The sequence below is a fragment of the Streptomyces sp. 2323.1 genome (genome assembly GCF_900221035.1).
In the GTDB taxonomy this organism is placed as follows: Bacteria; Actinomycetota; Actinomycetes; order Streptomycetales; family Streptomycetaceae; genus Streptomyces; species Streptomyces sioyaensis.
Map to the genome: position 1 here is coordinate 5,145,707 of NZ_LT907981.1, position 20,427 is coordinate 5,166,133.

Here is a 20,427-nt window from a genome sequence, read left to right on the forward strand (position 1 = left end):
AAGCGGGGCGTCCGCCCGCCCGTCGGCCGAGGGCCGGCCCCTCCCCGCCGGGGCCGGCCTCCCCCCGGCCGGGGACAAAACGACCCGATGCGCGATGATGGAAGGCCCGCGGTCAGCGCCGCCCGCACCGAGCAACGATCAGCCGAGAAGCCGGCGAGAGGTACGACCATGGCACCGCGCATATTCCTGGCCAGGCACGGACAGACCGAGTGGTCGCTGTCCGGCCGGCACACCGGCCGTACCGACGTCCCGTTGCTGGACGAGGGCCGGCGCGGCGCCAAGCTGCTGGGCGAGCGGCTGCACCGCGCCCCCTGGGACGGCCTGCCGGACGTCGAGGTCCGCACCAGCCCCCTGGTGCGCGCGAAGGAGACCTGCGAGCTGGCCGGTTTCGGCGACCGGGCGCAGCCGTGGGACGCCCTGATGGAGATCGACTACGGCGCGTACGAGGGCCTGACCCCGGACGAGATCAAAGCCGGGCGGCCGGACTGGCTGATCTGGCGCGACGGGGTGCCGGAGGGGGAGACGCTCGCCGAGGTCACCGCCCGGGCCGACGAGGTCATCGGCTGGGCGCGGTCGGCCGACCGCGATGTGCTGGTCTTCGCGCACGGCCACATCCTGCGCGCCCTGGGCGCCCGCTGGCTCGGCCTGGACATCTCCTTCGGCGCCCGGATCCGGCTGGAGCCGACGTCCCTGTCGGTGCTCGGCTGGGCCTACGGGGAGCCGGCGATCGAGCGCTGGAACGACACCGGCCACCTCGGCTGACCGGCCACCTCGGCTGACCGGCCGGCGGGCCAGGGCCTGTCCGGTGGCCGACGGGGCGTCAGCCGGGCCCCGGCCCGCCCGCTCATCCGGAAGCCGCGTCCGGCGTCCCGACGCCGGCTGCGGAGGCCGCTGCCGCCGCGGCCGATGCCGCGTGCCGCGCCAGGAAGTCGTCGACCGCACCCCGGTCGCGGTGCGCCCGCAGGGTCCGGGCGGTGCGGTCGAGCATCGTGCGGATACGGGCCGAGCGGACCTGCGTCAGCAGCGTCAGCGCCCGGACCCCGGCCGCGGCGGCCTCCTCGTGCGCCCCGCTGTCCGCGAGGTCGCCGGCGAGCTCCGCGGTGAACAGGGCGATATTGCGGGTGAAGTGCGGGTTCTGCAGGGCCACCGCCCGGCGCGCGTGCTCCACCGCGCGCTCCGCGTCCCCCAGCGCCGACCAGCACTGCGCCTCCAGGCCCGCCAGTTCGGCCTCGCCGTAGAACGTCATCCACTCCGGGTCGCCGTCCCGGGGCCCGCCCGCGAACAGCCGCTCCGCTCTGGCCAGCGCCTGCTCGCAGCCGGAGCGGTCCGCGAGCCCGGCCCAGCCACCCGCCTCCCGCAGCGCCAACAGCGACAGCAACCGCGGTGAGGCCAGCTGCTTGGCGGCCTGCTGCGCGGCCTGCGCGGCACGCACCGCCTCGCGCGGCCGGCCGGCGTCGCGGGCCAGGAAGGCCGTATTGCAGAAGGCGTGTGCCTCCAGGGCGGCATCGCCGCAGACCCGGGCGGTGGCCAGCGCCTCCGCGTAGTGCGAGCGGGCGTCGTCGAAGCGGCCCGAGTCGTGCGCCAACCAGCCGACGGAGATGGCGAGTTCGCCCGCGCCGGCGTGCAGCCGGTCGGACACCGAGCGGCGCTGGACATCCGCGTCCAACAGCTCGTAGGCGGCGCGCAGCGGCTGGGCGGCGCGGCGGTAGAGGCCCTCCGCGCCGTGCCGGTCGTCCAGCAGCCGGATGTGCCGGACCGCCTCCTCGACGGCGGTGGCCTCGGCGGCCCCGGCCCGTCCGGCGGGTGGTGTACGGGGCCCCGGCACGGGGGCGGATACAGCGGCGGCAGCGGCCTCGATGGGATGCAGGGCGGCAATGCCCAGGGCTGCTGCCGGGCCGCCGGTGATGAACGCGCGACGCAGCACGTCGCTCTCCTCGCAGATCTGGATACGGGTATCGCGGTGGTCGGGAACGGGTGCCAGGGGCGCGGCGCTGACCGCTGTGGCACGCGCCCCCCGTCCGCGTACCGCCTCGCGCGGCGCGAACCCCATGTCGGGCAGCGTCAGCCCGGGGAACATGTGCCGGAAGACCCGCTCGTAGGCGTAGTTCGGACACCGGATTTCCCCGGACTCGACGCGCCCGACATAGCGGGCGTCACACGAGACCTGTTCGCCGATCTCACGGGCGGACCGTCGGACCGCCGCCGCGAACTCGCCTGGCGACAGCCGGCCGCGCAGCTGTCGGAAAGCGAGGTTCGGGCGGGCGGGTACGGTGCGGGACGACGCTGATCTTGCTTCTGGCGACGCCATGGCGGACCCTCTCCGTGCCCTCTCCGTGCCATCCTGCGGCGTTGCCGCCTCCTGGCGGTGCGGCGGGACGACCGTACCGGCTGTGATGGCTTCGATACGCACAGTTTGGCCGCAAATCGGATATCTCACGCGCGATCTGCCATGAACTGCCATCCTTTGCAGCGTTACGCCGCCGTAGCTGTTGACACGCCTGGACGTTGAACCCGGTGTAAAGGGCGCACCGCGTGCAGGAGGAGGGGTTCTCCGTGTGGGAGACCGGCGTGAGCAGGGGCGGCAACGGGTCCGCGGGCCAGGCCGGCGGCCGGCGGGGGCAGGTCGTCACGGGCGGGGCACCGCCCGCAGCGGACCGGCAGTGTGATCTCGTCACGGTGCCGGCCCGGCAGGGGCTGGAAGCCGTGGACATCCTCCGGCTGCGGGACGGCGTCGGCCCGGTGCTGCACGACGGCGCCTGCGACACCCTCGGTTTCCTGGTCCCGCCGGGCACCGCCGCGGGCTGGGACGTGCCCGGCAGCGCCTGTACGCAGACCTCCGGACGGGGCATCAACCTGGCGGCGCTGTGCGGCGAAGGGACCCCGGTGGAGCCGCCGGCCACCGGCACCGGCTGGCTGGTGCCCCCGGAGGGCGCGGGCGCCGACGCCACCGACCCGGCCGTACTGCGCGCGGCACTCGGCGAGGCCGCCCGCACGATCGAGGCCGTCGACCGCTGCCAGTAGGGGCGGTCGGGTCCTACGCGTCAACGGGTCGCAGGCAGCGGCCGGCCCGTACGCGACGGCTCGTCCGGAAGAGACCTGAAGAGGCCTGACGAGACCTGAAGAGACCGTGAAGAAGGGCCGCCCGGCCGGTGCCGGGCGGCCCTCGGTGTGTCCGGGGCCGGCCCCCGGGTGATCCGGGCTAGGCCCTGTCGTCAAACTCCTGTCGTCTGCCCGAAGGGCAGGCCGCGCGGCGTCTGGTGCGTGCGATCGCAAGGCGGAGGGTCGTCCTCGTAGTGGATCTACGTGGATGATCCCGACAACGGTGGGGGTCCCCCCGCGCCGTTCAGGCGTGGGGGAGAGCGTGCGTGCCAGGCGCCGCGCGGCAGGCGGGAGTTTGACGACAGGGCCTAGCGGGCGGCCGGTTCGCTGTCCCGGGCCGGGCGGGGGATCGTGGTGGCGCCGCGCCGCTCGCCGAGTCGGCGCTGGACGCCGCGCACCAGCCGCGTCGCGGTGAAGGCCGCGCCGTGCACGAAGCGCATCGACGGGCCGAACGACGGCGTGGTGAGCAGCCCCGCGAAGAACAGCCCGGGCCAGGTCGATTCGAAGCCGGAGTTCAGCTCGGGTGCCCGGCTGCCGCCCACCGTCCAGAGTGTGGTGCGTACTTGGGGCGCGAGCAGCCGCAGCCGCCCGAGGTCGGGGGTGAACCCGGTGGCCGCCACCACATGGTGGGTGTCCAGCGTCTCCGTGCCGCCCTCCGTATGGGTGAGGTGGAGCCGCACCCCGTCGTCCCGGGCGGCCGCGGCCCGGACCCGGTGGTTGAGCAGCACCGGAACCACCGGCTCGAAGCGCTCCCGCAGCCACCAGGCGCCGGCCGGGCCCAACGCGTGCTCCGCGATCCGCAGCCGGGTCGCCGAGGGCAGCCGGCGCACCGCCCAGGGCATCTGGGACCACACCCGGTTCGGCCAGCCGGTGCCCAGCGCGGAGTGCGGATCGCGCAGCGCCCGCAGCCGGCCGCGGTCCAGCGGCTGCGGCGGGGCCTGCCAGCGCAGCCGGTCGGCGCGGGCCACGATGCGGGGCCGGGCGCCCTGTTCGGCGAGCAGGGCCGCGGTCTCCAGCGCGCTCTGCCCGGAGCCGATGACGGTGACGTCCCGGTCGGCGAAGCGGCGCAGATCGCGGTGGTCGCTGCTGTGGGAGGCGAGGTCCGGGGGCAGTTCGAGCAGCGGCCAGGGGCGGTTGACGAACGGCAGCACGCCGACGGCGAGGGCCACGGTCCGGGTCGCGATCTGCTCGCCGGTGTCCGTCTCGACGTGGAAGCCGTCGCCGTCGGGGCGTACGGCGGTGACGGTGACCTCGTCGACCTGGGGCACGGCCTGTTCGCCGAACCATCTGCCGTACGCGGTGAAGGTGTCGAGGGGCAGCGGGACGCCGTGCTCGGCGGTCAGGTCGTGGGCGGCGCAGTAGTCGGCGAGGGTGTGGGCGCCCTCCGGGGCGGAGAGGTCGGAAGCCCAGGGTTCGGATGTGAGGAACATGCCGTCGGGCATGTGGTCGCGCCAGGAGGCCATCGGCCGGCCCAGGACCCGCAGCCGCAGTCCGGCCGCCGCCGCGTGTGCGGCGATCGAGAGTCCGTAGGGGCCGGCGCCCACCACCACGAGGTCGTACATGGAAGGTCCCTGCTCTTTCTCTGGGTGCGGTGTGGAGGGCCCCGAGCCGGCGGGGCCCCGGGGCCGGAGGCGGCCCCCGGGGGCGGCGCGCACCTCCGACCCGGAGAGCGCCCCGCCCCGGCTACAAGTCGTCAGGTGCCGTGCCCCTCAAGGCCGTGGCGGCGCCCCGGGTGTGGGTGCGGGGGGCACGCCGCGGGGCATGCCGTGCGGCGCCGCGGAGGAGCGGGCGGGCAGCGGTGGGGGCGGGGCGCCGTTCGGTGGGGCGGCGCGCCGGCGGTACGTGCCCGGGCGGAACCGCCGTCCGGGGGCGCCGGGGCCGCGCGGCACCGTACGGCCGGTCAGGTCCAGGTGCAGCGCCCGGACCGCGTCGAGTCCCGAGGACGGGTCGGTGAAGAGCCGGAACCGGTCGCCGGGCCGGCCGCTGACGCCGAGGAGGTGGTAGCGGCCGTGGGCGTCCCGGCGGAAGTCCAGGTCGAGCAGGCCGCGGTAGCCCAGATGTCCGGCCAGCCGCAGGGCGGCCCGTTCGATCTGGGGGTTGGGCAGCCGGCGGCCGGCCGCGGCCGGTCCCGCCCACGGCCGGCCGCGGCCCGCGCGGCCCGGGCCGCCGATCAGACACCCGCCCTCGCCGGTGAAGCAGCCGTGGAAGAACCAGTCGGTGCCCCGTCCGCCGGGCAGCAGGCGCTGCAACAGCAGGGCGCTGCCGGCGCGTTCGGTCTGCTCGTACAGCCGCCGGGCGTCGTCGGGGGTGTGCACCAGGATGGTGCCGGGCAGCCCGGCCGACGGGGGCAGCAGCCACGGCCGGCTCCACTTGGCGACCAGCGGCAGCCCGAGCCCGGCCGCCGCGTCGGCGGCCTGCCGCGCACCGGCGGGGACGACGGTCGCCGGGTGCGGCAGGCCGAGCTCCCGGCACAGCAGGGCGAGTTGGGCCCGGTCGGCGAGTCGCTCGGGCAGGCCGGCGGGCTGGGCGGGGAGCAGATAGCGGCCCAGCAGCCGGCCGGCGAGCCGGGCCGCGGCGATCGCGCCCCGGTCGTCCATGGGGAGCAGCACGGCGGGCCGGCCGATGCCCTCGGAGAGGTCGCGCAGCAGGTCCAGCAGAGGGGCGTGCGCCATCGGTCCGGGCGGCCTGGCGTACATCCGGTGCAGATACCGCGACCGGCCCACCGGGCCGTCCGCCGATGCGGCCAACGCGTGCACCTCGATGCCCGCCCGGCCCAGCGAGCGGACGACGCCGAGGGCGCTGCGGGGGAAGGGGCCGGGGTCGAGCCGGAGCAGCAGGACGGGCACCTCGGTGTCGAACGAGGGCACCGCGCGCAGCCCCTCAGCCACGACCGCGGACCGTGCGGGGGAGCGGGACCACGGCGCCCCCGGTGGCCCCGGCCCCCGCCGGCCCTTCCTCCGGGGGTGCTTGCTGCACGGTCTCGGCCATGGCGCTGCCTACCTGTTCGAGAGCGGGGACGGGGCGGGGGAGCGGGCCGGGTCCGGCAGCGACACGCTCGCCACCGGGAGCGCGGCCGCCCGTCCCTGCGGCGGGGGCACCGGCACCGGGGACACCTGCGCCGGGCTGCGCCGCCGTACCGGTGCGCCGGCCAGGACCTGCTCGTAGACGGACATCAGCGCCGCGGCGCTGCGGGTGATGTCATAGCGCCGCACCACCGGCGGGACCGGCAATCGGTCCGGCCCCCCGCGGCGCAACTCCCGTAGTGCGGTGGCCAGTTCATGGACGACCGGGCTGAAGTGGCGGGCGCCGGGCGCCTGGTCGGCGGGCAGTTCGTCGACCGCCGGGCAGCTGCCGTGGAGTACGGGCAGGCCGGATGCGAGGGCCTCCACCACGGCCAGCCCGAACGCCTCCGACGGGGAGGGGGAGACGAAGACGTCGACGGCCGAGAGCAGACCGGGGATATCGGGCCCGGCGGACTCCTCGCCGGCGGCCTCGGCCTCGACCGCGCCGCCCCGTGTGCCCAGCAGATGGATCCGGTCGCCGGAGCCGAACTGCTCCGCCATCCGCCGCAGCATCTCCCGCTCCGGCCCCTCGCCGGCCAGCAGCAGATGCACGCCCGGCAGCTGGGTCACCGCCCGGACCAGGACGTCGAACCGCTTGCCGGGCACCAGCCGGCCGGCCCCGCCGACCACGAAGGCGTCCAGCGGCAGCCCCAGCCGGGTGCGGACCAGGGCCCGGGCGGCCGGGTCGAAGGCGAAACGGTGTGCCTCGATCCCGTTGGGCACCACATGGATCCGCTGCTCCGGTACGCCCCAGCGGCGCAGCCGGGCGGCGACGGTGTCCGAGACGGCGACCGTCGCCGCCCCCAGCCGTTCGGTGGCCCGGTAGAGCGTCCGTACGCCACGGGTCAGCCGGCGGCCCTCGATGACCGCGTCGCCCAGGGAGTGCTCGGTGGCGACCACGGCCCGGACGCCGGCCATCCGGGCGGCGATCCGGCCGTAGACGCAGGCCCGGTAGAGGTGGGTGTGCACCAGGTCGTAGCCGCCGTCGCGGATCAGCCGGGCAAGGCGGGGGAGTGCGCTCAGATCCCGCTCGCCGGTCATGCCGAGGTGGGTGACGCGGGTGCCGTCGGCCTCGATGCCCTCGGCGACCGGGCCCGGGCCGGTCAGGGTGACGACCTCGCAGTACGCGGGCAGCCGGCGCAGCAGCAGCCGCAACTGCTGTTCGGCGCCGCCCACTTCGAGGCCTGTGATGACATGCAGAACCTTCACCGGATGCCTCCAGGGATAGCGGCCGGGGTGGTGATCTGGTGGGCGGTCGCCGGGCGGGCCGGGTCGACCGGGCCGTCCGGGGACAGCGCACGGCGGCGGGGGGCCTGCGGACGCCAGGGGGTGGGCGCGGCGCCGGCGCTCATCGGCCCTCCCGCCGCAGCAGCCGGGCCGCGGCCCGCAGCATGATCCGGACGTCCTGCCCCCACGACCAGCTGTCGATATAGAGGTTGTCGAAGCGGGCCCGGTCCTCCACGGGGGAGCCGCCGTGCAGCCCGTGCACCTGCGCCAGCCCCGTGAGGCCCGGCGCCATCCGGTGCCGGGCGCCGTACTCCGGGCAGCTCCGGCTGAACCGCTCGACGGTGCGGGGGTGTTCCGGGCACGGCCCGACCAGGCTCAGTTCGCCGCGCAGGACGTTCCACAGCCGCGGCAGCCCCGCCACCCCGGTGCGCCGCAGCAGCCGGCCGACCCGGCTCGTCCGGAGGTCCGTCCCGCTCCCGGGCACCGTCGCCGCGTCCCCGTCGCACGGGCGCCGGGTGCGCAACGTCACCAGCAGGAAGCTGCGGCCGCCCCGGCCGATCCGTTCCTGCCGGCAGAGCACCCCCGGGCCGTCCGCGAGCCGTACCGCCAGCGCACCGCCCAGCAGCACCGGGGCAGTCACCACCAGCGCCACCGCCGCCAGGACGAGGTCCAGCGCCCGCTTGTCCGCGCCGCCGTGCCGTGGCGGCGCGGTCTCCAGCCGCCGCCAGGCGAAGCCCCACAGATGGCCGGACGCCGACGGCGGCGGGCGGCCCTCCAGGGTGGCCGCGGCACCGGCCAGCCAGATCGCCGAGCCCTGGTCGATGAAGCGGCGCAGCAGCGCGGCGGTGTACGGATCGCCGTACGGCGGCACGGTGAACACCGCGTCCCGCACCGTGTGCCGGATGACGGCCCGGGTGATGTCGTGCGGGGAGGTCAGCCGCGGCGGCCCGGCGTGGCCCGGGGGCACCTCGGGCCCGGCCGGCGTCCCCGTCGTGACCAGGCCCACCGGGCGCATCCCGTACCCGGGGCGGGCGTGCAGCACGGCGGCGAGCTGCCGGGCGGCCGGGTCGGGGCCGACGATCAGCGTGGCGCGCGGGTGTCGGCGGGCGGCGGCGCGCCGAGCCCGGTGGACCAGGGCCCGGGCGCCGCAGACCAGCGCGGTGTGCAGCGCCACCGCGCCGACCAGCACGGTCGGCGGCAGCGCCTGCCCGGGGCGTACGGCGGCGAGCACCGCGGCCACCGCGCACCAGCAGACGGCGCCGCGGCCGAGCAGTGCCGGCAGCTCGCCGAGCAGGCTCGGGGCGGGATGCGGACGGTAGAGCCCGGCCCGGGAGTGGAGCAGCAGCAGTACCGGGACCAGGGGGGCGAGTGCCGTCGGCGCGGTGCCGGTGCCGAGGACGGCCAGTGCGGTGCCGACGGTGGCCAGGCAGTCGGCGGCCAGCAGCGGGGCGACGGCCCGCGGTCGTACGCCGCGGCCGGGCCGGGGCGGTGGCAGGGTCTCCCGGGCCGGGCCGCGCGGCGGGTGGACCGCGGCGGTGGCCGGTCCGGAGGCCGGTCCGGAGGCCGGTCCGGGGGCAGATCCGGGGGCAGATCCGGGGGCCGCCGGCGGCCGGACCCGGGCGGAGTGGGGCGCATCCGCGCTGTCCGTCGTCATCGCCTGATCGGCTCCCTGGTCCTGGTGCCCGGCACACCGGGCCCCGCCCCGCCGTCGACGGGCCGGGGGGCGCCCGAAGCCATGGGCCGCGCTGGGTACTGCGGGTCTTGCGGCAGCACGCACTGCTCCCCTGAATAGCGAGCCGACAGAACTCTCTGCGGGAAATTCCGGGCGCGCCGCTCAGTGCCTGGTATCGGCCTGGACGAAGAGCGCGCCGAGCAGATATCCCGGGTTGCGGGTGGTGAAACGGAATGTGAGCCGATCGGCGCCGGACCGCAGTGCGGGGGTGATGTCGAATACATCGGAATCAAATCCGAGGGTGTTCCGGTAAGCGGGCCGCCGCGCCGCCGGTTGGCCGAAGTCGGTGATGGTCGAGTTCATCACATCATTCGCCGGGTTGGCGGAATCGTGCACCTTCAGCGGGTGGTGGCGGCCGGCCCGTACGGTGAGTGCGTCATTTCCCCGGCCCCGGTATCCGTCATATGCGACCACGCCGGCGCGGCCCCGTGAATTCGCCGGAATGTGTAGTCCATTGAGCCGTACGGTAAACGCGCGACGGTCCGCCGTCAGCGACCGGAAACCGTCCCACAGCGCGATTCTGCGCAGCGGTTCCTTTGCGTTTTCGTATACGGCCACCAAGGTCCAGCCGCCCCCTGTACCGGCCGCGGACGGGCCCTTCGCGCCCTTGAGCTGCGCCACCGTGTAGGCGCCGGCACCGCTCCTGCGCACCAGCCCGGTGAGGTCCGCGGACGCCTGGAAGCCGTCGGCCGCGGCCCTGCCGCGGTGGCCGACGAGGGTGTCGGCGCGCACCGTCCGGTACCGGCCGCCGGGCCCGGCGACCAGCACCTGTCCGTTGTTCCCGGCGGTCTGATGCGTGCCGGCCCGCAGGGTGCCGCCCCAGTACAGCCGGGCGTAGCTGACCCGGGAGCCGGCCGGGATCCGCAGGGTCGCGCGGCTGGAGCTGTCGGTGCGGGCGTCGGAGTCGACGTCGGGGTATGCCGTCCCGTAATGGCCTGTTCGCCCGGCCACGTCCTGCCGGGCCGCCGCGCACGGTCCGCCCGTGCGGCCGGCCGGCGCTTTGCAGACGACCGAGGAGTTCGCCGCGCGGGCGATACCGCCGTGCTGGGTGACGTGATAGCGCTCGGTGAAGGGAATTCCTGCGGAATCCCTGGAGGCCGGCGCGGCAGCCGCCGAGGACAGTGCGGCCGACAATGCCAAGGAAGCCAGTGCGCATACGACGCCGCGCCCGGTGCGGTCCATCGACTTCCGCATGTCTTCCTCTCCGACTTCAATCAGTCAAACAGGAGAGCACTCTGACAGAAATCATGCTGGAAACTGTGGCAGGCACGCCGGACCCGGGTCAGGGTTCCCGAACAGCGGAATACCGGACTTCGGCGGAGCCGCTTCGTTACTGCCATAAGGGCTAACGATTTCCCGGACGGGGGAACCCCCGCATCCCTGACTCATTTCGCTCGTTGTGACCGGTTGCCCCATTCACGAACTGAAAGGAGAATGGGATGAAGCGGTTTGTTACGACCGCCGCGATCGCCACCGCCAGCTGTGCCGTTGTGCTCAGCGGCGCCGGCATCGCATCAGCAAGCGTGGACGGTCACCACGGCAACCACGGCCGCCATGGCCGCGGCGACCACGGTCGTTTCGGCGACAACGGTCGTTTCGGTCGCGAGGGCCGGGGCTTCGGCGGTGCCACCGCTGCGGGCTTTGCCGCGGGTTCCCCGGGCATCCTCAGCGGCAACAACGTCCAGGTGCCGATCAACATCCCGATCAACATCTGTGGCAACAGCGTCAACGCGCCCGGCTTGCTGAACCCGGCCTTCGGGAACGTCTGCATCAACCGCTGATCGGCCGGCCGGTCCAAGGCACCATCGGGCCGGCTCGGTTCGTGAGGTGAAGTTGGCGGACCACCTCCGGCTCCGGTCGTGGGTGGTTCGCCACTCTGCCCCCGCACCACCGGAGGCGGCCGCGTCGCAAGAGACGGGCCCCTGCGCTGACCAGCGGATTCCGGCGTCACCCCACGGGCCATACTGGAGGGCATGGCGAAGAGCAGACGCGGGCGCGGCGGCCCGGAGACCGTCACGGAGACGGTGGACGGCGGACTCGCCGAGCTACGGCCCGACCGGGACCGGCCGCGCGGCTGGACGCTGCTGATCGACGGGGCCCCGCAGTCCCATGTGGACCTCGACGACCCGTCCTTTCTCGACTTCTCCTATCAGCGGCGCCTCGGGCATCTGGCGGACCTCGCCGGCCCGCCCGGCGCACCGCTGCGCGTCGTCCACCTCGGCGGCGGTGCCCTGACGCTGGCCCGCTATGTCGCGGCGACCCGCCCGCGGTCCACCCAGCAGGTCGTGGAGATCGACGCCCCGCTGGTCCAGCTCATACGCCGGCAGCTGCCGTGGGACAGCGGCTGGCGAATCCGGGTGCGCGGCGGCGACGCCCGCGCCGGCCTGGCGAAGATCCCCGACGGCTGGGCGGACCTGATCATCGCCGATGTCTTCGGCGGTGCGCGCACGCCCGCGCATCTGACCAGCACGGAGTTCGTGACGGAGGTCCGCAGGGCGCTGCGCCCCGGCGGGTTCTACGCGGCGAACCTCGCCGACGGGCCGCCGCTGCGGTTCCTGCGCGGCCAGATCGCCACCGTCCGTACGGTCTTCCCCGAGCTGTGTCTGACCGCCGACCCGGCCGTCCTGCGCGGCCGGCGCTTCGGCAACGCCATCCTGCTGGCCGCCGACGGGGAGCTGCCCGTCGCCGAACTGACCCGGCGGGCGGCGACCGATCCGCAGGCCGCACGGGTCGAACACGGGCGGGCGCTGCTGGACTTCACCGGCGGCGCGGCACCGGTCACCGACGCCACCGCCCTTGCCTCGCCCGCCCCGCCGGCCGGCGCCTTCGACTGAGTCGAGGGCCAGGGGCTGGGGGCCGGACGTCGGGGGCAGGGCGGCCCGGCGCTACGCCCCGCTGCTGCTGATCTGCACGGTCGGCGGATGGCCGTTCCAGGTGCAGAACACCGACGTATGGGCGCTGCCGGAGAAGTCGACGCGGATCCACCCGTCCTGCTTCCACACCTGCATCTGCCACCCCGAGTCGGGCGTCGCCGACACCAACTCGGCCGAGCGGCCGCCCAGATCGAAGACCACCCGGCCGCCCGCCGTGGAGTAGCTCTTGATCCGGGCGTCGGAGGCCGGCGGGGAGCCGTCCTGCGGGGAGGGGCCCGGGTGCTGCGGCCGGTCGCCGCTCGTGGCGGACGGGGACGCCGGACCGGAGGGCTTGCCGTCGGCGGGCGCCGGGCCGCGGTCCGGCGAACGGGACGGCTTGGGGCGGTGCGTGGAGGAGACCTGCGGGGAGGCGCCGCCGTCCGGCTGCGCCCCGGACACCCGGGCGGACAGCGGCAGCGCGCGCGGCGGGTCGTACGCGGTGCCGGACAGCACGGTGTGCACCCCGAACCACGACAGCGTGACCGCGGCGCCGGTCGCCAGCGTCCAGGCCACCGCGTGAACCAGTCCTCGTTGCATCCGGCTCATACTGCACCACCGGACCACGCGGACGCAGCCCGCTGGAGCACGGCCGACCGCTCTGTCACGGTGTCAACACCCGGCGGGAAACCGGCCCCGAATGGCGTACGGTGCCGCCCATGGCACGTGTGCTCGTCGTCGAGGACGACCAGTTCGTACGCTCGGCGTTGATCCGGCATCTGACCGAGGCCGCCCATACGGTGCGCAGCGTCGGCACCGCCCTGGAGGCACTGCGCGAGGTGGCTCAGGTCGGCTTCGACGTGGTCATCCTCGACCTCGGCCTGCCCGATCTGGACGGTGGCGAGGCGCTGAAGATGCTGCGCGGGATCACCGATGTGCCCGTGATCATCGCCACAGCCCGGGACGACGAGGCCGAGATCGTCCGGCTGCTCAACGACGGGGCCGACGACTATCTCACCAAGCCGTTCTCCGTCGAGCACCTCTCGGCGCGGATGGCGGCCGTACTGCGCCGCTCCCGGGCCACCGCCGCCGGCGCGGAACCGCCCTCACGGGTGATCCGGGTCGGCGGCCTGTCCATCGACCCGCTGCGCCGGCAGGCCGAACTCGACGGCGCCGCACTCGACTTGACCCGCCGGGAATTCGATCTGCTGGCCTTCCTCGCCGAGCGGCCCGGTGTCGTCGTCGCCCGCAAGGAACTCCTCGCCGAGGTCTGGCAGCAGTCCTACGGCGACGACCAGACCATCGACGTCCATCTGTCCTGGCTGCGCCGCAAGCTGGGCGAAACCGCCGCGCGGCCCCGGTACTTGCACACCCTGCGCGGCGTCGGCGTGAAGCTGGAGCCGCCGCGGTGAGATGGGCCCTGGTCAAGGTGGCGCTGGCGGTCACCACCATGGTCGTGGTGGCGTTCGCCGTCCCCCTCGGCCTGGTCGTCAAGGAACTGGCCCGCGACCGCGCGTACTCCAATGCCGAGCGGCAGGCCGCCACGATCGGTCCGGTCCTCGCCATCACCACCGACCGCACCCAGCTCGAACGCGCCGTCGCCAGCGCCGAGACCGGCCCCGGCGGCCGGATCGGCGTCCATGTGCCGGCGAGCGGCCGGAACGGGCCCGCCGAGATCGGCGCCCGGCGCGCGGCGGAGGCGGACGTGGCGGCCGCCGTGAAGCTCGGCCGGGCCTCCATCTCCCCGGTCCGCGGCGGCTCCGCGCTCCTTCAGCCGACCGCCGTCGCCTCCGGGATCGCCGTCGTGGAGGTCTTCGTCCCCGACGCGGCGCTCACCAACGGCGTCACCACCGCCTGGGTGGTGCTGGCCGGCGTCGGCCTGGCGCTGGTCATCGGCTCGGTCGCGGTCGCCGACCGGCTCGGCACCCGCATGGTGCGCCCCGCGCAGCGGCTCGCCGGCGCCGCCCATGACCTCGGCCGGGGCAAGCTCGGCGTACGCGTCCAGGAGGACGGGCCCAAGGAACTGCGGCTGGCGGCCAGCGCCTTCAACTCCATGGCCGACCAGGTCGTCCAACTCCTGGGCAACGAACGCGAACTGGCCGCCGACCTCTCGCACCGGCTGCGCACCCCGCTGACCGTGCTCCGGCTCAACGCCGCCTCGCTCGGCGACACCCCGGCCGCCGAGCAGACCCGGGCCGCCGTCGCCCAGCTGGAGCGGGAGGTCGACCAGATCATCCGCACCGTCCGCGAACAGAAGGCCCAGACCCAGCAGACGGCCGCCGCGGCCGGCTGTGACGCCGCCGAGGTGATCCGCGAGCGGATGGGCTTCTGGTCCGCGCTCGCCGAGGACGAGGGCCGCACCGTGCGCATCGCCGGCGCCGACCGCCCCGTACGGGTCCCGGTCGCCCGCCCCGAACTCGCCGCCGCCCTGGACGCGATGCTCGGCAACGTCTTCCGCCACACCCCCGAGGGCACCGCCTTCGCGGTCGACGTCCACAACGCGGACGAGGCGGTGATCGTGCTGGTCTCGGACGCCGGCCCGGGCATCGCCGACCCGGACGCCGCACTGCGCCGCGGCTGGTCGGGCGGGGGCGGTTGGGGGCACCGCCCAGCGGTAGCTGGGGGAGGGTCCACCGGCCTCGGCCTGGACATCGTGCGGCGGCTGGCCGAATCCACCGGCGGCGATGTCCGCCTGGGCCGTTCCGTCCTCGGTGGCACCGAGGTACGGGTCTGGCTGGCGCTGGACGACCGGCGCGCCCGCCAGGGCGGACGGCGCGGGCACCGGCTGCGCCGCACCCTCGGCCGCCGGCGGCGGGCCACGCGCACCGGCTCCTGACCGGCCGCCCGCTGGGGCACATGCCCCGGCGCCCGGCGGGGCATGTGCCCCTGGCTCTTAACCACCCCCTTCCGCTTCCTTAAGGCGGTCATAAGTCCCCCAACCTCCGCACCATTACCGACATTTGTCCGTTTCCCTGCCGCTAGCGTGCGGGACGCACCACGGTGCACCCCCTCCCACCCCCCACGTGACGACAGGCAGGCACGAGATGACTTCCTCGGCACACCGCCGGCGCAAGAGCCGCACCACCAAGCTGATCGTGACCGGCGCGGCCGCCGTGGTCGCGGCGGGCGGTGCCGTCGCCGTCGCCGGCGGTGCCATGGCCGCCAAGGCCCCGCGGACCGCCGGCACCACCGCCAAGGCCGCCGCCGGCTTCGCCCCGTACGTCGACACCTCGCTCACCCCCGCCTACGACCTGCCCGGCACCGCGCAGAAGACCGGCGTGAAGCACTTCACCCTCGCCTTCATCACCTCCGGCGGCGGCTGCGACCCCAAGTGGGGCGGCTCCGGCGAGCTCGGCAACGACGCGGTGGCCCAGCAGATACCCGCGCTGCGCAAGGCCGGCGGCGACGTCCGGGTCTCCTTCGGCGGCGCCACCGGCTCCGAACTCGCCCTGGTCTGCGGCTCCGCCGACCAGCTGGCCGCCGCGTACGGCAAGGTCATCGACCAGTTCAAGCTCACCAAGGCCGACTTCGACATCGAGGGCGGCGCGCTGCCCGACACCGCCGCCAACACCCGCCGCGCCCAGGCCATCGCCAAGCTCCAGAAGACCCACCCCGGCCTGGACGTCTCCTTCACCCTGCCGGTCATGCCCGAGGGCCTGACCCAGGACGGGGTGAACCTGGTCGCCGACGCCAAGAAGAACGGCGTCAAGATCTCCGCCGTCAACATCATGGCGATGGACTACGGCGCCTCCTACAGCGGCGACATGGGCACCTACGCCACCCAGGCCGCCACCGCCACCCAGGGCCAGCTCAAGAAGGCGCTCGGGCTGCGCGACGCGGCCGCCTGGAAGACCCTGGCCGTGACCCCGATGATCGGCGTCAACGACGTCCAGCAGGAGGTCTTCCGGCTCGACGACGCCAAGCAGCTGGTGGCGTTCGCCAGGGGCAAGCACCTGGGCGGGCTGTCGATGTGGTCCTCGACCCGCGACCAGGCCTGCCCGGGTGGCCCGGCCCCCTCGGCACAGCCGACCTGCAGCTCCATCGACCAGAAGCCGCTGGACTTCACCAAGGCCTTCGGCGCCTTCACCGGCTGACCCCCCACCGGCGGCCCGGGCGCCGGCCCGGGCCGCTCGCCCCCACGGCGGGGCGCGGCGGACTCCCCCTACCGCCGCGTCCCGCCGCCGCGTCTCCACGGCAGCCCACCGGCCCGTACGGTCCCGCCCCGCACCGCCGTACGGAAGACGACCGGGGCAGTGCCCGTCCGCGGCCCGCGAAGATCACCATCACCCACACGAACCCCACGGTGACCACCGGCGACGACATTCTCGACTGGGCCTCGCCTCCGTCGCCGACAAACGCCAAGGCCCCCGACCTGAGGTCGGGGGCCTTGAAGTGGGGTGAGTAACGGGACTTGAACCCGCGACATCCTGGACCACAACCAGGTGCTCTACCAGCTGAGCTATACCCACCATGACCGGTGCTGTGTGGTTCTTTTTCCCCACCGGCTGAGAAAAAGTGTACAGGGTCCCAAGGGGTGCTCGCGCCCAGGTTTTGCGTCCCGGGACCGAGGGCGTGTCGTGCGGGTCACGGCGGACCCGCAAGGAACCACACGACACGCACCCCCACGGCTCACTGTGGCGTGGACTGCGGCTCAGCAGGAAGGACGTGCTTGGCGGCGATCGCCTTCGCGGTGTCCGAGTCGGGTCCGGGCTGCGGTACGAAGACCGCCTCGCGGTAGTAGCGCAGCTCCGCGATGGATTCGCGGATGTCCGCCAGCGCCCGGTGGTTGCCGTTCTTGTCCGGACTGTTGAAGTACGCCCGCGGGAACCAGCGCCGGGCCAGTTCCTTCACGGACGAGACGTCGACGATCCGGTAATGCAGATAGCTTTCCAGCGTCGGCATGTCGCGCAGCAGGAAGCCGCGGTCGGTGCCGACGGAGTTGCCGCACAGCGGCGCCTTCCCCGGCTCCGGCACATGCTGCTTGATGTACGCAAGCACCTGCGCCTCGGCCGCCTCCAGCGTCGTCCCGCCGTCCAGCTCCTCCAGCAGCCCGGAGGCGGTGTGCATCTGGCGCACCACCTCCGGCATGGTGCCGAGCGACTCGGCGGGAGGGCGGATCACCACATCCACCCCGTCGCCCAGCACATTCAGCTCGGAGTCGGTGACCAGGGCGGCCACCTCGATGAGCGCGTCATTCGCCAGCGAGAGTCCGGTCATCTCGCAGTCGATCCACACCATGCGATCGTTCATACATCTCACCCTACGGGGCGCTCGCGCTGTCCGGGCAGCACGGGGCGGGCCGGTCCCCGCCCGACCGCGGCCTCCGCCAGCCGGGAGGCGTAGCCCTCCGGCTGCGGTTTGCCCGCTTCGCCCGGTTCCGCGGACGCCAGACCGTGGCCGGCCAGCGCGGGGGCGAACCGTTCCCCGCCGCTCGCGCCCAGCGCCGCCCGCTCGCGCTCCGGCCGCTCGGCGCGGTCGGCCCGCTCCGGCCTGAGCGCGGGCTCGGGTGCCCCGTGCGGCCGGCGCGCGCGGTAGGCCGCACGGTAGGCCGCACGGTAGGCCGCGGGTGAGGCGCCCAGCTGCCGCCGGAAATGGCCGCGCAGTGCCACCGGCGAGCGGAAGCCGCAGCGACCCGCGACCTCGTCCACCGAGTAGTCGGACGTCTCCAGCAGCCGCTGGGCCTGGAGGACCCGCTGGGTGATCAGCCACTGGAGCGGAGCGCTTCCCGTCAGGGAGCGGAAGCGCCGGTCGAAGGTGCGCCGGCTCATGTAGGCGCGCGCGGCGAGCGTCTCCACGTCGAACTGCTCGTGGAGGTGCTCCAGCGCCCAGGCGACGACCTCGGCGAGCGGGTCGGCGCCGATCTCTTCAGGTAATGACCTGTCGAGGTAGCGCTGGTGCCCCATGTCGGACGCGGTCCGGCGGGGCGGCACGACGAGCCGGCGGGCCAGCGCGTTCGCGGCGTCCGCGCCGTGGTCGGTGCGCACGATGTGCAGACACAGGTCGATGCCTGCCGCCGTTCCCGCGGAGGTGAGCACATCGCCGTCGTCGACGAAGAGCTCGCGGGGATCCACATGGACGGACGGATAACGCTTGGCGAGCGTCGGTGCGTACATCCAGTGGGTCGTGGCCGGCCGGCCGTCGAGCAGTCCGGCCGCGGCGAGGACGAATGCCCCCGTGCACAGCCCGACGATTCTGGCCCCTTCTTCATGCGCGCGGCGCAGCGCGTCGAGCGCGGCGGGCGGCGGGGCCTGGGTGATGGAACGCCAGGCCGGTACGACGACCGTCCCGGCACGGGAGATCGCCTCCAGCCCGTAGGGGGCCGACAGTTCGAGCCCCCCGGTCGTGCGCAAAGGCGCATCTTCGCCCGCGCACACAAGTAGCCGGTACCGCGGGACACCTGCGTCCTGGCGGTCGATGCCGAAGACCGAGAGCGGAATGGAGCTCTCGAAAATGGGGCCGCCACTGAAGAGGAGCACCGCGACTATTTCGCGGCGTCGTCGGGCGGCGAGCTTGCGTGCGGCATCTGGTACGGCAGCGGAGTCCTGGCTCATGGCACTTAAGCCCCCCTCGGTCGTCTCGCCCTCTCGGTCCTGCACAGTTCCCCCGCCGTCACTACCAAGATCGAATCTACTGTGTTCCGTGAGGATGGAGTGCCAAGTTCACCACCCGCTGGTATGTCGATATGGCAACTTGGCGCGAAGCATTCGATCACGAAGCGTTCCACTCGTCGGGCCTCCATGGGAAGTACGCGTCTCGGCTCTGCCCGTTCGCAGTAGGGCACAACCATGCCCAGCGGTCCTTTCCTCCCTGCTCACACCAGGGTTGAGGGGGGCTCAGGGGAAGGTATGGACCTCGGCCGGAAGTTGGCTGAAAACGGTCGCGCGCAGACTTGCAGAGGCCTCAGTTGACCGGCGTACGCCCTCCGGAATGGCGCCCGCCCCCGTGCGCTGCCGGACCCGGACGTCCCGTTCTGTCCCGGTGTCTTCCGAAGTCGCGGACCCGGACCCGGGCGGCGGTCCGTTCGGATTGCCGCAACAGCGCGCGGCAGACGCAGGTCACCGCGCCCAGGCCGGCGGCGGCGCCGGCCGCGCCGGCCCAGGAGGCACCGCTGAGGATCAGTACGAAGGGCACCAGGGCGCAGCTGAACGCGCCCCAGCGCACCACATCGCTCACCGGGTCGGGTGATCTGTCGGACGGCAACGGCACCATGTGCTCCCCTCGGACGGGCTGCTGGATACAACGCCGCCGGCGATCATGGGTCACCGTCAGAGGGTACGTACGGGGGCAGGCCGGGGCATTGCCATCCGCGCCACGCTCCGGCATGCTCCGGGGAACGTTCGAGGCCCCACCCGGCTCGCGCGGGCGCTCCGCGTCCTCGGCGTGCTCTGGGCAGCGGGGGAGTGGCGCCGTACTCTTGGGGTATCGGGTTGGGAAGATGATTCCCAGTCGTGTTGTTCCTCTTTGAACTATGGCTCCCGGTCCTCGATCGAGCCAGCTCAGTCAACTGCCGGATCAAGTCAATCGCTGTTCCCCGTTCGCCCCTCCGCAAGAGGACGCCCTCGCCGAGACATCAATGGCCGGTCACGAAATCCCCGAACCCGCGGACCGCAAGCAGGTCGCCGATCCGATGGCGGACCTCGAAGCGGCGGAAAAGACGCGCCACTCCTGCGACCCCGCGTTCCGTCATGGCGTCGTGGTCGGCTTCGACGGCTCCATGTCGAGCGAGCGGGCGTTGGCGTATGCAATCGGTATGGCCCGGCGCCTCGGCTCCGGGTTGATCATCGTCCATGTGGCCAACCGGCTGCCGACGACCGTCTGGGCGGGCTGTGAGCCCCCGGTCTTCGTGGACGTACCGGATCACCGCACCGAAGTCCTCGGCCTGGAGCTGGCCTGTGCCGATCATCTCTCCGAGGTCCCCTGGATCCTCGTCGAGCGCGGCGGTGACATCTGTCACGAGCTGGAGGAGGTCGGCCAGGAGTACGAGGCCGACGCCATCGTGGTCGGCTCCACGCACGGCCTGGTCGGCCGGATCTTCGGCTCGGTCGCCGGACGGCTGGCCCGCCGGGCGCAGCGCCCGGTCATCGTGATCCCCTGACGCGTCTCTGACGTACCCCTGGCGCATCCCTGACGTACCCCGGATGCATCCCTGGCACGGCCGCCGTCGCGTGCCGTCCCCGTGCCGCCTCGACTCTCCGCTGTGTGTCCACAGGTGAGGGGGCGTCATGGGGATTGTGCGCAGGCGCATTTCGCCGGCCGGCGGAGGTGGATTGTGCGCTTGTGAGGGGTAGAAAACGGTCACGTGGGCGCGCCGCATCTCGGGCCCGGCGGCCGCGCACACGGCAACTGCGTGCTGCCGCCCGGGTGGTGACGGTTCCCGGAGCGGCGGCATCCTGCCGGCGTATGGGCGACGCCGGCAAAGGGGAGGCGGCGGCTCCGCGCGTTAGGTGGCAACGCGCGG

At 74.0% G+C, this 20,427-nt stretch carries 18 protein-coding genes, 1 tRNA gene and 1 pseudogene; 8 read left to right on the forward strand and 12 right to left on the reverse strand.

Going from position 1 to position 20,427, the window contains the following annotated elements:
* The first annotated feature begins 168 nt into the window (after positions 1 to 168).
* Entirely contained in the window at positions 169 to 762 is a 594-nt protein-coding gene (locus CPH93_RS22150) for a histidine phosphatase family protein (protein ID WP_096213833.1), read from the forward strand.
* A gap of 82 nt (positions 763 to 844) precedes the next feature.
* Here CPH93_RS22150 and CPH93_RS22155 read toward each other — a convergent pair whose 3' ends face one another.
* The gene (locus CPH93_RS22155) at positions 845 to 2,308 is read right to left on the reverse strand and encodes a transcriptional regulator (protein WP_093483368.1); all 1,464 of its coding nucleotides are present in this window, start codon (positions 2,306 to 2,308) and stop codon (positions 845 to 847) included.
* Positions 2,309 to 2,553: 245 nt separating this feature from the next.
* On the opposite strand from CPH93_RS22155, the gene CPH93_RS22160 reads away from it, so the two are divergent.
* Entirely contained in the window at positions 2,554 to 3,021 is a 468-nt protein-coding gene (locus CPH93_RS22160; RefSeq protein WP_173909865.1) for a hypothetical protein, read from the forward strand.
* 386 nt (positions 3,022 to 3,407) lie between these two features.
* Here the strand turns inward: CPH93_RS22160 and CPH93_RS22165 are convergent, their stop codons facing one another.
* The 6 genes from CPH93_RS22165 to CPH93_RS22185 form a co-directional block, all read right to left on the reverse strand.
* On the reverse strand, positions 3,408 to 4,661 hold the full coding sequence (locus CPH93_RS22165; RefSeq protein WP_096213834.1) for an NAD(P)-binding domain-containing protein: 1,254 nt from the start codon (positions 4,659 to 4,661) through the stop codon (positions 3,408 to 3,410).
* A 147-nt stretch (positions 4,662 to 4,808) separates the two neighbouring features.
* Positions 4,809 to 5,987 carry an ATP-grasp domain-containing protein gene (locus CPH93_RS22170; protein ID WP_159395036.1) on the reverse strand — a complete coding sequence of 393 codons (1,179 nt, stop codon included), beginning with the start codon at positions 5,985 to 5,987 and terminating at the stop codon, positions 4,809 to 4,811.
* Between the two features lie 108 nt (positions 5,988 to 6,095).
* Positions 6,096 to 7,370, reverse strand: a complete 1,275-nt coding sequence (locus CPH93_RS22175) for a glycosyltransferase (RefSeq protein ID WP_096213836.1) — start codon at positions 7,368 to 7,370, stop codon at positions 6,096 to 6,098.
* Positions 7,367 to 7,513, reverse strand: coding sequence for a hypothetical protein (locus CPH93_RS35855; RefSeq protein ID WP_159395037.1), 147 nt, complete (start codon positions 7,511 to 7,513; stop codon positions 7,367 to 7,369). Before CPH93_RS35855 ends, CPH93_RS22175 begins: the two co-directional genes overlap by 4 nt.
* Positions 7,510 to 9,042 carry a sugar transferase gene (locus tag CPH93_RS37305; protein ID WP_096213837.1) on the reverse strand — a complete coding sequence of 511 codons (1,533 nt, stop codon included), beginning with the start codon at positions 9,040 to 9,042 and terminating at the stop codon, positions 7,510 to 7,512. The genes CPH93_RS35855 and CPH93_RS37305 overlap by 4 nt, the downstream gene beginning before the upstream one ends.
* A gap of 180 nt (positions 9,043 to 9,222) precedes the next feature.
* Positions 9,223 to 10,314 carry a hypothetical protein gene (locus CPH93_RS22185; RefSeq protein ID WP_096213838.1) on the reverse strand — a complete coding sequence of 364 codons (1,092 nt, stop codon included), beginning with the start codon at positions 10,312 to 10,314 and terminating at the stop codon, positions 9,223 to 9,225.
* Positions 10,315 to 10,559: 245 nt separating this feature from the next.
* On the opposite strand from CPH93_RS22185, the gene CPH93_RS22190 reads away from it, so the two are divergent.
* Both CPH93_RS22190 and CPH93_RS22195 read left to right on the forward strand, forming a co-directional pair.
* Positions 10,560 to 10,901, forward strand: coding sequence for a chaplin (locus CPH93_RS22190; RefSeq protein ID WP_096213839.1), 342 nt, complete (start codon positions 10,560 to 10,562; stop codon positions 10,899 to 10,901).
* A 192-nt stretch (positions 10,902 to 11,093) separates the two neighbouring features.
* On the forward strand, positions 11,094 to 11,954 hold the full coding sequence (locus CPH93_RS22195) for a spermidine synthase (protein ID WP_093483361.1): 861 nt from the start codon (positions 11,094 to 11,096) through the stop codon (positions 11,952 to 11,954).
* A gap of 51 nt (positions 11,955 to 12,005) precedes the next feature.
* Here the strand turns inward: CPH93_RS22195 and CPH93_RS22200 are convergent, their stop codons facing one another.
* A complete protein-coding gene (locus CPH93_RS22200; protein WP_096213840.1) occupies positions 12,006 to 12,569 on the reverse strand; it encodes a hypothetical protein in 564 nt (187 codons plus the stop codon).
* A 119-nt stretch (positions 12,570 to 12,688) separates the two neighbouring features.
* Between CPH93_RS22200 and CPH93_RS22205 the strand changes: the two genes are divergently transcribed.
* From CPH93_RS22205 to CPH93_RS22215, 3 genes and pseudogenes are all read left to right on the forward strand, one after another.
* On the forward strand, positions 12,689 to 13,381 hold the full coding sequence (locus tag CPH93_RS22205) for a response regulator transcription factor (protein WP_096213841.1): 693 nt from the start codon (positions 12,689 to 12,691) through the stop codon (positions 13,379 to 13,381).
* Positions 13,378 to 14,805 (forward strand): sensor histidine kinase, encoded by a 1,428-nt coding sequence (locus CPH93_RS22210; RefSeq protein ID WP_096213842.1) that lies wholly within the window; start codon positions 13,378 to 13,380, stop codon positions 14,803 to 14,805. Before CPH93_RS22205 ends, CPH93_RS22210 begins: the two co-directional genes overlap by 4 nt.
* A 343-nt stretch (positions 14,806 to 15,148) precedes the next feature.
* Positions 15,149 to 16,063 (forward strand): annotated as a pseudogene (locus CPH93_RS22215) (chitinase); the annotation flags it as partial.
* A 299-nt stretch (positions 16,064 to 16,362) separates the two neighbouring features.
* Here the strand turns inward: CPH93_RS22215 and CPH93_RS22220 are convergent.
* The 4 genes from CPH93_RS22220 to CPH93_RS22235 all read right to left on the reverse strand — a co-directional run bounded on the left by CPH93_RS22220 (position 16,363) and on the right by CPH93_RS22235 (position 19,232).
* Positions 16,363 to 16,438, reverse strand: a tRNA-His gene (locus CPH93_RS22220).
* 160 nt (positions 16,439 to 16,598) lie between these two features.
* Positions 16,599 to 17,219, reverse strand: coding sequence for an oligoribonuclease (gene orn / locus CPH93_RS22225; protein WP_040899217.1), 621 nt, complete (start codon positions 17,217 to 17,219; stop codon positions 16,599 to 16,601).
* A gap of 5 nt (positions 17,220 to 17,224) precedes the next feature.
* Positions 17,225 to 18,520: a GlxA family transcriptional regulator gene (locus CPH93_RS22230; RefSeq protein WP_096213844.1), complete on the reverse strand. Its 1,296-nt coding sequence runs from the start codon at positions 18,518 to 18,520 to the stop codon at positions 17,225 to 17,227.
* A gap of 349 nt (positions 18,521 to 18,869) precedes the next feature.
* Positions 18,870 to 19,232: a hypothetical protein gene (locus CPH93_RS22235; protein WP_331716949.1), complete on the reverse strand. Its 363-nt coding sequence runs from the start codon at positions 19,230 to 19,232 to the stop codon at positions 18,870 to 18,872.
* 310 nt (positions 19,233 to 19,542) lie between these two features.
* Between CPH93_RS22235 and CPH93_RS22240 the strand changes: the two genes are divergently transcribed.
* Positions 19,543 to 20,064 carry a universal stress protein gene (locus CPH93_RS22240; RefSeq protein ID WP_006605445.1) on the forward strand — a complete coding sequence of 174 codons (522 nt, stop codon included), beginning with the start codon at positions 19,543 to 19,545 and terminating at the stop codon, positions 20,062 to 20,064.
* The last annotated feature ends 363 nt before the right edge of the window (positions 20,065 to 20,427 follow it).